A 12,387-nucleotide genomic window follows, 5' to 3' on the forward strand; every position below is an offset into this window, starting at 1 on the left:
TGCCACCTGAGCCGGCCAGATAGACATTTGCATCGGCGCATGTGAATTTCCGGCAGGCCATGCGCGCCACGCCGCCCCAAGCTTCGATGCTGCACCGGCAAGGTTTGAGGCCGGTGGTTTGATTAGATCCGTTGATCGTGCAAGGATTGCTGTCGCGCGGCATGGGACGAGGGTATTTGCACTTGGACGAGTCACCGAACACAGACTTGGACTTCTCGAGCTCTAATGGCTTTTGCATTCGGCCTTGGCAACAGCTTGGTATTCTGCCGAGCGGAAAAGCCCGCTTTTGCTGCCTCGCGAGCCGCCTGATACGCGACGAGGCCGGTCCGGTCTCAATCCATAGCCACAGTCTAGACGACATATGGAACGGCGACAGCATCAAGGCCGTCCGCCGGATGATGATGGCGGGCGAGCGGGCACCTGAATGTACCGGCTGCTATAAGGCTGAAGAGAGAACCGGTCACAGCTCCCGACTTCAGATTAACAAGGACTTCGTGGGAGGGTTTTTGAATCCGACTCGCGACGCGCCTGCGGAATTCGCGCGCCACGTTACAGGTTCGGACGGTAGCTGCAGTGCCTTACCAGTCGATCTCGACCTTGAAATGAACAACACATGCAATTTGGCATGCCGCATGTGCAGCCCCGATTACAGTTCGAAGATTGAAGCCGACGCCGTTCAAAGCAAATGGCGCCCGCGTACTGCCACTGCGCTGAAGGAACAGGCTACAACCTGGGAATTGCTTCCTTCGCTCGCGTCGGGCGTGCGCTATGTAGACTTCGGAAAGCAAGGGACTGACGAAGTAGGCGTCTATTGTTCTGGGAAGCACTGGGCCCGCGTCGCTTTCAACACCGATCGAGCGATATTGAGTTTGCGGATGCGCGGAGTCTTTGAGGAATCGAGGGCGACCTGGAAAGTACACTTGAAATTGGGAGATAGGTATCTCGCCACTTCTTTACTTTCAAATAAGGTGACGCGCATCGATCTTCCTCAGCACGACATCACTGGAGAGTGCCGAATTGTCATCCGCGCCTACCCGAAGCCAGGCATCGATCAGGCTTCGTTTCATACAGATCCTCCCACATTCCGGTGCCATCTCTTGCAGGTCGGTTTCAACGAAGCAGGCGCGCGGACTTCGTCTGGCGCACTTAGATCTTGGGCTGGAAAAGGAGCCGAAAGGGCTCTTGATCTCGTAAATGCCAATCCAAACATTCGTCGCCTTCAGCTGATGGGCGGGGAGCCACTGCTCCTCAATGAAACGATGGAGATTCTAGACAGATTGATAGAGAGAGACCAGGCAGGCCAAGTTGTCCTGTCGCTCGTTACCAATGGAACTATGTGGAGCAGCGCCGTTGAAGAACGTATTCGAAAGTTCAAGACCGCGATAATCACGGTCAGCATGGATGGCGTTGAAGACAAGTTCGAGTACATCCGTCATGGAGCGAAGTGGACGGAAGTGGCGGCCAACATCGGAAGAATGGCCGCGCTGCCCAACGCCCGAGTTGGCATCGGGCCCACCATCCAAATCTACAATTTCAGGCAGTTGCCAGAGATGGTGCGGTTTGCTGCTGCGGAAAGCTTGTCCATCCGGTCGACATGGCTGACACACCCCCGATATCTGTCAGTGGAAATCCTGCCATCTTCTTTGAAGCAGGCGATGTTCGAGGAACTTTGCGCCTTCAAAGAGGAGTTGGATGCTTCGCCAAACGGGGGTTCCGCGCGCTACCAGGAGTTCGTGCGCAACACTGCCATGGAGGCGGCAGCCATTATGAATGGCGAAGGCGACAAGAGCGCTCTCAACGAGTTCATACTTTACACTAATGATCTTGATAAAAGCCGGGGGCAAGAGTTCAAGGCGACGTTCCCTGAATTGTATTCACAGTTGGCAGGTGAGGGCGTGCGTTGGCACACCAAAACTCGACACCTGAACTCCACGCCGGTGGCCCTTGATGCCCACAGCTCAGCACTGCGTGACCTGGCGGCCAAGGGGCTACGGTGGCTCAGGATCCTGTTGCCTGCTCTGAGCCGGCCTTAAAAGCGGCCTAACTATTTTCCGCCCACAACACACGCGAAGATGGGAGTGTCGTGCGGTTGGACAGCACTGTCACAGCAGCACCGATGACCCAGCGACAGCAGCCTGCCGTGGGACGCGGTGCGGATCATGGTGCGCCTGCTGAAATTCGAACTTGGGGGCGGATCGGGAACCCTGGGTGATCGGGATCAATCATCAATCTCTTCCGATCTAGGCGCGGCGTCGCAGGCTTTGGCCAAAAGTCCCACTCCAATCTCAACCCGGTGGCCGAGTGTCCGGCGAAACAGGGGCACTACAGACCCACAATTCGAGTCGGTTTGTGACGGCAGATCGTCGCAGTCGTGCCGTCGCGTAGCCAGTCTTCGTTATCGATGCGACAACGACACTCCCCCAGAAGCGGAACGAGGAATTGGCCCTAGTCTTACTGTGTCATAAACTTTGTTAACGATTGATTGCGAGAATGGAGATTCCAGCTTCAAATGGAGGGAGCGATGGATCTCCAGGACGGAATCGAAACGAGTGAATCGCGTTTTGCGGCCTATGTCGAGACGCTCGCCTCGGCATTGGGTCATGCCGACCGCGTAGCGCCGCTGAAGGCCTATTGCACCGGGCTGCTTTTGCCGGGCGAGCGCAAGAGCGTCGAGCCAATGGCGGCACGGGTGGAGCCTGGGCGTGTCCAGGCGACGCACCAGTCTCTGCATCACTTCGTGGCGAAAGCGGACTGGTCGGACGATGCCGTGCTTGGCGTCGTGCGGGAAAAGGTTTTGCCGGCGCTTGAGCAACGGGGGCAGATCCGCGCCTGGATCGTCGACGACACCGGCTTTCCCAAGAAGGGCAAGCATTCGGTGGGGGTTGCGCGGCAGTATTGCGGCCAACTCGGCAAACAGGACAACTGCCAGGTCGCGGTCTCTTTGTCGGTTGCCACCGGCCAGGCGAGCCTGCCGATCGCCTATCAGCTCTATCTGCCGGAAGACTGGGCCAGCGACCCTGACCGGCGGGAAAAGGCGGGTGTGCCGGAGGATCTCATCTTCCGCACCAAGCCCGAAATCGCCCTCGCGCGGATTCGGACGGCGCTGGAGGCCGGCGTCTCGCCGGGCGTGGTGCTGGCCGATGCCGGTTACGGCAACGACACCTCCTTCCGCACCGGGCTGACGGAGATTGGCTTGACCTATGTCGTCGCCGTCCAGTCCTCGATCCGCCTGTGGTCGCCGGATACGCAACCGCTGCCGCCCAAGCCGTGGAGCGGACGCGGTCGCCCGCCCTCGCTCGTCCGGCGCCAGTCCGGGCACGCGCCGGTTTCCGCCAAGGAACTGGCGCAAGCCCTGCCCGAGGACGCCTGGCGCCGCATCACTTGGCGCGAGGGCTCCAAGGTTCCGCTCGCCTCGCGCTTTGCCGCCGTCCGCATCCGGCCGGCCCACCGCGATTACTGGCGCTCCGCACCACGACCTGAGGAATGGTTCCTCATCGAGTGGCCGCAGGGCGAGGTCGAGCCGACCAAGTACTGGCTCTCGACCTTGCCGGAAGATACCGAGCTTGCCGACCTCGTCGACCAGGCCAAGCTGAGATGGCGGATCGAACGGGATTATCAGGAACTCAAGCAGGAGATCGGCCTTGGCCATTATGAGGGCCGAGGTTGGCGCGGCTTCCATCACCACGCCACGCTCGCGATCGCCGCTTACGGTTTCCTGGTCTCCGAACGGAGTCTGATTCCCCCCTCAGCCCCACGCTCGGCGCCGCTCCTCAAGGCACCTGCGCTACCCGAAGATTATCGACCCCGCGGCGCCGCCGCTCCGTCCCGAACGCCACGTCAGCAATTCCATCGCCACAATCCGGATTAGACTCGCCCACGCCTTGGCGAGGCGGCTGCCACGATGTCCATGCTGCAAACGCAATTGATGACACAGTAAGACTAGACGGACGGAGCTGTGCGCAATATCACGGAGCTGTGCGCAATATCTAAGAATTTATGGTGAAGGTGAACCCGTAGGTCCGGTGGCGGTGAGGAAGTGATGCTGGAGCCTGCCAATCTCCAGGTGTTTCTTACCCCGCCATGCATGATACCTGAGAATTTTCACCCGTACCGATTGCGTCGGTTCGGTCAAGAAATTGTAAAACTATTGTCTTAAAGTTCTGTCCAACGATCATGATTACGACAATCCCCACTTATAGCTTTATACGGCCCACAACGAGTTGACACGCGGAGAAATGTTCAGTGAAATCATACGATAGTTGGCCACCAGGCGGGAGCGACCCCCAGATTGACGCTTTGGCTAGGCGCCATGTTCGGCATGACCAATTGGATTTGGCTGCTCTTTTGGCTGACGTAGATGTCGGAAACATCGCTTTAGTTTCGTCCTTCGGTGCAGAATCCGCGATCTTGATCCATATGGTTTCCAGTGCCCTCGAGCGCGTCCCTATACTGTTTATTGATACCGGAAAACATTTCCCGGAAACGTACGCTTATGTTGAAACCCTGAAGGCCGCGTTGAATTTGCGCGATGTGACGTTTGTAAAACCCGATTCAAAACTCGTCCGCGAAGAAGACCCAGGCGGCAATTTGTGGCGAGTAAACCCAAACATGTGTTGTACGATTCGAAAGAACTTTGCGCTCCAGGATGCCTTAACGAAATTCGATGGGTGGATTTCGGGCAGGAAGCGTTATCAGGGGGGATTGCGTGCAAATCTTCCATTCATGGAACGAGATGGCACGCTTCTTAAGATAAATCCACTGATTCACTATACACAAGATATGATCAAAGCTTATTTCAAGCAGCATGACCTTCCTCTCCATCCACTATTGGATCGCGGATACCGTTCAATAGGATGCGCGACCTGCACGATCCCGGCAAAGGAGGGGGAAGATCCTCGCTCTGGACGGTGGAGTGGGGTAGATAAGGTAGAATGTGGGATACATCTGGGCCCAAGCGGAAGCATTTCCCGCTTTCAAACCTGATGGGAGTGCCTGCAGCGCAAAGTAAGGACTTGAGGAGGTGAATGCAAAGGTGTGTCCTCCTCGCTTCGAATTCACCTGCATGTTCAGTGAGTTACGGAAACGTTCCCCAAACGTCTCGCCCGTGTGTTGGACCGTATGGCCGCGAGCGGGACAAACTGTACTGACCGTTGCCACCGACTTCCAGCGCACCGGCTTGCGTTCTGGCGATCCTACCCCGAGGCCGCTCGTCAGAATGCATCGACATAGACAGTTTCGGGATGGCCTTCACATCGCGTAGCCCATCATGCGTGACTGTCGAAGCTGTTCGAGGTTTGTAGAAATCCTGCCCGATGGAGCGCCAAAATGGCAAGATCTGGTTGTGCTTCGAAGACGTAAGCGTTCGCGGATCAATCCACTGCGACTCGTCGAATGGTTTCGTCGGCGGTAAAAGCGGGTTCGCAAAACGTGCGAATTGAGTCACGATCATTAGATTCGTTTTAGAGAGGGACTTTGGTCTTCACTCTTCAAACCCGTCAGAGGACTTCAGCGAATGCAGCAGCCTGAAAGACCGACTCGTGATTTCCAGACCCTCTTTCGCCGTGTGAAGGCGCTCGGCTTCCAGCCAGAGATCTGTATTGACGTGGGCGCGGCCGGCGGCACCGGTGTAATTTATGAGGCGTTCCGAGATGCCCTGCATGTCGCATTCGAGCCCCTTCCCGATTTCCGTGAGCAACTCGCTAAACGCCTCTCGGGTTTCAAGCACAAGATCTACAACTGCGCTGTGATGGACCGGGACGGTGAAATGGAAATCCTGCGCACGGAGCAGAACGTGCTTGGCTCATCCCTGATGCACAGGCGCTCCGGCACAGACGATTCGCGGCTGCTAACAGTTCCGGTCAGGACACTCGATGGCGTCATGGGAGATCCACAGCCGGAGGGTCAAATCTTGCTTAAAACCGACTGCCAAGGAGCGGACCTTCTAGTCATCAAGGGTGGCACCGAAACCCTCAAGCGATGCGAGTTGGTAATCATGGAAACGTCTCTGTTTCGCTTTTGGGGTCCCCATCAGCATGATTTCGCTGATACGGTAACATTCATGAAGGATCACGGGTTCGTGGTGTACGACATCGTCGACGGAATCTTTCGGCCCTTAGATGCTGCTCTCGGCCAAATCGACTTGGTTTTCGTCAAAGAAGACGGCATGTTCCGGCAGAAGAGCGGCTGGCAGTAGGGAGCAACCGATTAGCGTGGTTCGTTTCGCCGTAGATTAGCCTCCCGAGCAGCGGAGCCGAGTTGTGCCAAAGAGTGGAGCAAGATGAAGGTTGGGCGCGATGGATGAGTCGGAACTCTGGCAGACAGTGCGTCGACTTGGCGAAAAATCGGAAGGCCGGACGATTGTTGATGTTGGTGCCTATCTCGGCGCCACGTCTGCGTGGTTTCTGAGAAACTTTCCCAGGGCGCACGTCTATCCATTTGAGCCCGATCCGCGGTCCTATGACAGGCTGCGCGGCAACGTGGAGGGCGTGGCGCGAGCCCATCCGTCTGATGTTGCGCTCTCGAGCGCCAAGGGCGAAGCCGTGTTTAACTTGGGAACACAAGGCTTTATCTCGTCCCTATATTCTCGGGAGGAAGAGCGCCGGCGATACTACAGAAGGGATTTCACGATGGTCGATCGTGTTCCCGTTAAGACCGACACCCTCGACAACCTGTTCCACGAAATGACGATCGACGTCCTCAAGCTGGATACCCAAGGTGCCGAGCTCGACATACTCAGGGGTGGCGAGGGTCTCCTCAAGCGTGGTGCGGTCTCGATTATTGTGACCGAGTTTTTCTTCATCCAGCACTACGCGGGTGTGCCACTCCTGGATTCTGTTTGGTCCTATCTCCGGCAATTTGGCTACGAGATTTACAACCTCTTCAAAGGATCGCAGGCAGCGAACGGTCAGATCAGATATGGCGACGCGATATTCGTCAGTCCGGGGTTCCGGCACACAGTCATTGACGCGGTGCCGGACGAAGAATGAGCAGAGTCCAAGGTACGACCAGCATCCGGGGTATAGGCGGGGGCAACTTCCGCTCTTGCACACACAGCAGAGGCTCGACGGCGCTCGGCCAAGCCCGACAAAATCGCTTGCATTTGGCGGAAGGCACGGTATTTAGTCCGCGCTGCGCGGCAGAAAGTCGTTAGCGCGCGCTCTCTCAAAGGATCCTAACTTCTGTGCGGGTATAGGAAGTATGGAACACCAGCCGTAAGGCGCGACAACTTGCGAGAAGTGGGAATGGTCATGCGAACTTTAATTTTGGGCGGGGATGGTTTCTGTGGTTGGCCAACGGCCCTGCATCTATCGAATGTTGGTCACGAGGTGGTTATCGTCGATAACCTTTCTCGGCGTAACATCGACAACGAGCTCGAGGCCTACTCGCTGACGCCTATCCGCCCAATGGGCGAGCGCCTCACGGCGTGGCGCGAAGTCTCGGGTCGATTGATCAAATTCATCCGCTTCGACGTTGCAGAACACTATCACCGCCTCTTGACGCTGATTCAGGAATTCCGCCCTCACGCAGTGGTGCACTTCGCCGAGCAGCGTGCGGCCCCCTATTCGATGAAATCGTCGTGGCACAAGCGCTACACGGTGTCGAACAACCTGAATGCCACCAACAACCTGCTGGCCGCTATCGTCGAGGCGGGTATCGACACGCATGTCGTCCATCTGGGTACCATGGGCGTCTATGGCTACGGCACCGCCGGCCTGAAAATTCCTGAAGGCTACCTGCAGATCACCGTCAAGACCGAGGATGGCAGGGAGGTTAACCAGGAGATTCTATACCCGGCGAATCCCGGCAGCATCTATCACATGACCAAGACTCAGGATCAGATGCTGTTCGCCTTCTACAGCAAGAATGATGGCATCAAAATTACCGACTTGCACCAAGGCATCGTTTGGGGCACGCAGACCGCCGAGACCAGCATCGACGAACGCCTGATTAATCGCTTCGATTATGACGGCGACTACGGTACCGTCCTCAATCGGTTCCTTATGCAGGCCGCAGTGGGCCATCCCCTCACCGTGCACGGTCAGGGCGGCCAGACGCGTGCCTTCATTCACATCCAGGATACGGTGCGCTGCATCCAACTCGCGATCGAGAACGCTCCGAGAGCGGGCGAGCGCGTGCGGGTGATGAATCAGATGACCGAAACTCATCGGGTAGTTGAGCTGGCGAAGCTAATCTCCAATATAACGGGCTGCGAGTTCCGCCACGTCAGCAACCCGCGCAATGAGGCTGGCGAGAACGAACTCCACGTCGAGAGCAGCAAACTGGTTGATCTTGGCCTCAATCCGACGACTCTGAAGGCGGGTCTGCTTGCCGAGATCACAGACATCGCCCGCAAATACGCCGGCCGCTGCGACCGCACGAAAATTCCTTCGGTTTCTGCTTGGAATAAGGAGCGGGAGAAGGAGCTTGCAGCGTCGACGACGGGTGCGGGCGCGGCGGCGCACGCCGCAGAGTAGCCGCGGCCGATCAGAGACATCTCCAACGAGCGTGGATTGCTAAAAATGGCCGCAGATGCTGTGACGGGCAAGGACGCCGACCTGCGCCCGACAAGAACGTTCGAGCAGTTCTTCCGGCACGTTAAGAGGCTGGGTTTCGATCCGGCGCTGTGCATCGATGTCGGTGCGGCCAACGGTACCGGCGTGATCTACGAGGCGTTTCCGCGTGCGTTGCATGTAGTTTTCGAGCCGCTGCCGGACTTCCACCAGGCGTTGGCCAAACGCTTGGAGCGGTTCCGGCACGAGATCCACCACTGCGCGCTCATGGATCACGATGGCGAGATGGAGATCCTCAGGACCGAGCACAATCTCTACGGCTCGTCGCTAATGCATTTGCGCTCCAGGGCGAATGACCCACGCCTCCTGCGCGTTCCTGTGCGCCGCCTCGACGATGTGCTCGCCAACCACCAGATCGACGGACCGGTGCTTCTGAAGACCGACTGCCAAGGCTCGGACCTCATGGTCGTCGAGGGCGCTCCGAAGACGCTGGAGAAGTGCGATATCGTCATCCTGGAATGCTCGATGTTCCGCTTCTGGGGCGATCATCAGCCGATCCTCTCCGATATCGTCCTGCACATGGCTAAGCGCGGCTTCGCGATGTACGACATTCTGGACGGAATCTTTCGGCCGTCGGACAATGCACTCGGCCAGCTCGACGTGGTGTTCGCCAAGACTGACTGCTTCCTGCGGGCCTCGCGGAAGTGGTAGCTGTTCACGGTATAAGCCCGGCAGCGGAGGCAGGCCAGTAGCGGTGGTTTCGGTGGCGAAGAGCATGATTCCTGAGGGGGCATTCTTCTGGAGGCCCGTCTTTCGGGACTGGCCGATTATCCGCGTCTTCGCTTGGCGGCATATTTCCGCCCGCTATCGCGGCTCCGCCTTCGGCTTCGTCTGGCCGGTGATCACTCCTCTGCTCATGCTCGGCGTCTATACGTTGGTGTTCTCAGTCATCTTCCAGCGCACCTGGCAGGTCCAGTCCGGCAGCCAGGTCGACTTCGCGCTGTTCCTGTTCGCCGGGCTGATCTGCCACCAGTTATTGGCCGAATGCATTAACCGCGGGCCGAACCTAATATTCGAGAACAAAGTGTACGTGAAGAAGGTGGTCTTTCCGCTGCAGGCACTGTCCTACATCTCTATGCTGATGGGCCTGTTCAACTTCCTGATCGGCCTGGCCATCCTGTTGGTAATGTACGTGATCGGTTATGGGCTGCCACCGGTGACGGCACTGCTGCTGCCGCTCGCCGTCGTTCCGCTCGTCATGCTGTGCCTCGGCGTCGCTTGGTTATTTTCCGTCCTCGGCGTCTTCTTTCGCGACATGCGCCACCTGGCGACGCTGCTGGTGACGCTGCTTCTGTTCCTCACGCCTATCTTCTACCCGATCGAGGCGGTCCCGGACCGCATTGCCTGGGTGATGGTGCTCAATCCGATGGCCTCAATCGTAACAATCGTGCGCGACGTGGTGTTGGTCGGCAACCTGCCCGACGCTGGGCCGGTGATCTACGCCTGGCTGTCCAGCATCCTCTTCGCCGCGGTGAGCAGCATCGTTTTCGTGCGGGTGCAAAAGACCTTCGCCGATGTCATTTGAGGCAACAGCGATCCGGCTCCGTAGTGTGTCGAAGCACTACCTCGTGTTCGACACCCCACGCGACAGGTTTCTTCACGCCGTATCGAGAGGCCGCCTGGGGCGTTCCGCAAGCCGCATCGAGGCGCTCGCCGGCATCGACATGGACGTGCCGCGCGGCAGCACAGTTGGAATCGTCGGCTCAAACGGCGCCGGCAAGTCCACACTGTTACAGATCGTCTGCGGCACTCTCCAGCCGGACGGCGGCACGGTCGAGGTAAACGGACGCATCTCGGCGCTGCTCGAGCTTGGCGCGAGTTTCAACCCCGAATTCACCGGCCGGGAGAACGTGCGCATTAGTTCGCTTCTAGTTGGCATCGACACGGTGCGCCAGAAGCAGAAGTTCGCCGAGATATTGGCTTTCGCCGACATCGGCGACTTCATCGACCGGCCGGTGAAAACCTACTCGAGCGGCATGTTCGCGCGCCTCGCTTTCGCGGTCGCCATCAATGTCGACCCCGACATCCTAATAATCGATGAGGCGTTGGCAGTCGGCGACGAGGCATTCCAGCGCAAGTGCTTCGCCCGGCTCGATCACCTCAAGTCGAGCGGCGTGACCATCCTGTTCGTGTCGCATTCTGCGCGCGCCGTGCAGGAACTGTGCGATCATGCCGTCTTCCTCTACAAGGGCGAATGCATCCTCAGCGGCCACCCAAAGGATGTCATCACCCAGTATCAGCGATTGATCTATGCCGCTCCAGCCGATCATGCCGGCGTTCTCGACACCATCCGCCGCATGGGCCGCGGAGAGGCGGTGCCCGGCGAGCGTGCCGTTGGCGCTCAGACCCCGGGAAAGGCCCAGAAACGCGCCGCAGAGCCGCCTCGCGAGTATTTTGATCCGGGGCTTATCTCCAAATCAACCGAATATTATGTCTCGCGCGGCGCGGTCATCGAGGATGTGTGGATCGAGACGAGGGGCGGTCGAAAGGTCAATGTGATTCGCGGTGGGGAGGAATATCTCTTCCGCTACCGGGTTGCGTTTCTCCAGGATGCGTCGAAGGTCCGTTTCGCAATGACGATCAAGTCGATCAATGGGCTGGGCATCGGCGCGCAGTGGACCGCGCCGCGAGGCGAAGGAACGGGCGACGTGGCGGCGGGATCGGTGGCCACCGTCACGCTGCCGTTCCTTTGCCGCCTCAATCCGGGCACTTATTTCTGCAATGCGGGCCTAGAAGGCCAGGTTGATGGTGAGCCGGTCATCATGCATCGAATCATCGACGGCTTGATGTTCCGCATCGACAAGGTCGGCAAGACCCGCACCGACTATCACACCGATCTCACCTGCGGCAGCCCGGACGTCACGTTTATGTCCGGCGGAAAGCTGGAACCGCAAAGCAGGAGGACGCATAGAACATGATCATCTGGCTGGCGTCTTATCCCCGTTCGGGCAATACGCTGATACGCCTGCTGGTCAGCCAGGCTCTGGGCCTGCGCACCTATTCTCAGTATAACGACCGCAACGACCTCGGCGCCGATCCCGACGTGGCCGCGACGGTGGGACACGTCTCCTACGAGGGCAAGTGGAGCGCCTTCTACAAGCAGGCGCGGGCCGGCGACGACCTCCATTTGGTCAAGACCCACGATTATCCGCGGGACGAGGAAAAGGCTATCTACGTCCTGCGCGACGGCCGCTCCAGCATCGTTTCTTACCGCCACTATATCGAGAGTTTCGGCGGCCAAGCCGTGAGCCTCGCCCAGACGATACTGGGCGCGGTGCCTTTCGGCGGCTGGAGCGACCACGTCAAAGCGTGGCGGCCGCTGCAACGCCCAAACACGCTCTTCCTGAAATACGAGGATATCGTCGCTAATCGGGAGGGGGCGATCGCTGAGATCGCGCGCTTCCTCGGCTTGGAAGTGGCGGGGTCGGCGGTGTCGCAGTTCGACGAGCTGCATGCCAAGGAGCCGAACTTCTTCCGGTCCGGCAGCAACACTCGCAACATCGAGGAATTTGACGAGTCTCATCTTGCGCTGTTCCGCATGTTCCACGGCAAGACGATGGCAAGCTACGGTTATGATCGCGGTGCGGATGACCTGATACAGGCAGATGTCCTTCTGCCCGCGATCGAGACGATGCGCGCAGGCCTCCTGGAGATGTCCGGGTACCACAACATCATTAGGCAGAAAGAGGAACTCACGGGCAATCTCCGAAACTCCAACAAGCTGCTGGCTGACGCGACGGCGGTGGCCGAGCACCTGAGAAAAGAGCGTGCGGAAAAGGACAATACGCATGCAGCCAAGCTGCGCGAGAAGGACAAG

10 protein-coding genes and 1 pseudogene are annotated in these 12,387 nt (G+C 58.4%); all 11 read left to right on the forward strand.

Features of this window, described 5'->3' with window-relative positions; all coding sequences use genetic code 11:
- Nucleotides 1-137 precede the first annotated feature (137 nt).
- On the forward strand, nt 138-2,033 hold the full coding sequence (locus G6N73_RS13785) for a twitch domain-containing radical SAM protein (RefSeq protein WP_343044620.1): 1,896 nt from the start codon (nt 138-140) through the stop codon (nt 2,031-2,033).
- A 35-nt stretch (nt 2,034-2,068) separates the two neighbouring features.
- Nucleotides 2,069-2,204: pseudogene (locus G6N73_RS38280) on the forward strand (ISNCY family transposase); the annotation flags it as partial.
- Nucleotides 2,205-2,521: 317 nt separating this feature from the next.
- Nucleotides 2,522-3,868 (forward strand): IS701 family transposase, encoded by a 1,347-nt coding sequence (locus tag G6N73_RS13790; RefSeq protein ID WP_165028437.1) that lies wholly within the window; start codon nt 2,522-2,524, stop codon nt 3,866-3,868.
- A 458-nt stretch (nt 3,869-4,326) separates the two neighbouring features.
- Nucleotides 4,327-4,983, forward strand: coding sequence for a phosphoadenylyl-sulfate reductase (locus G6N73_RS13795; RefSeq protein ID WP_246252021.1), 657 nt, complete (start codon nt 4,327-4,329; stop codon nt 4,981-4,983).
- A 529-nt stretch (nt 4,984-5,512) separates the two neighbouring features.
- A complete protein-coding gene (locus G6N73_RS13800) occupies nt 5,513-6,193 on the forward strand; it encodes an FkbM family methyltransferase (protein ID WP_165028440.1) in 681 nt (226 codons plus the stop codon).
- A 100-nt stretch (nt 6,194-6,293) separates the two neighbouring features.
- Complete coding sequence (locus tag G6N73_RS13805) at nt 6,294-6,986, forward strand: FkbM family methyltransferase (protein WP_165028443.1); 693 nt, start codon at nt 6,294-6,296, stop codon at nt 6,984-6,986.
- A 261-nt stretch (nt 6,987-7,247) separates the two neighbouring features.
- Nucleotides 7,248-8,474 carry an NAD-dependent epimerase/dehydratase family protein gene (locus G6N73_RS13810; protein ID WP_165028465.1) on the forward strand — a complete coding sequence of 409 codons (1,227 nt, stop codon included), beginning with the start codon at nt 7,248-7,250 and terminating at the stop codon, nt 8,472-8,474.
- A gap of 45 nt (nt 8,475-8,519) precedes the next feature.
- A complete protein-coding gene (locus tag G6N73_RS13815) occupies nt 8,520-9,221 on the forward strand; it encodes an FkbM family methyltransferase (protein ID WP_165028445.1) in 702 nt (233 codons plus the stop codon).
- Nucleotides 9,222-9,264: 43 nt separating this feature from the next.
- Nucleotides 9,265-10,095, forward strand: coding sequence for an ABC transporter permease (locus tag G6N73_RS13820; protein WP_165028447.1), 831 nt, complete (start codon nt 9,265-9,267; stop codon nt 10,093-10,095).
- A gap of 25 nt (nt 10,096-10,120) precedes the next feature.
- Nucleotides 10,121-11,488, forward strand: coding sequence for a Wzt carbohydrate-binding domain-containing protein (locus tag G6N73_RS13825; protein WP_165028449.1), 1,368 nt, complete (start codon nt 10,121-10,123; stop codon nt 11,486-11,488).
- A partial coding sequence (locus G6N73_RS13830) for a sulfotransferase domain-containing protein (protein ID WP_165028451.1) occupies nt 11,485-12,387 on the forward strand: 903 nt, incomplete at its 3' end. The genes G6N73_RS13825 and G6N73_RS13830, both read left to right, overlap by 4 nt.

Source organism: Allomesorhizobium camelthorni, from assembly GCF_011045125.1.
In the GTDB taxonomy this organism is placed as follows: domain Bacteria; phylum Pseudomonadota; class Alphaproteobacteria; order Rhizobiales; family Rhizobiaceae; genus Allomesorhizobium; species Allomesorhizobium camelthorni.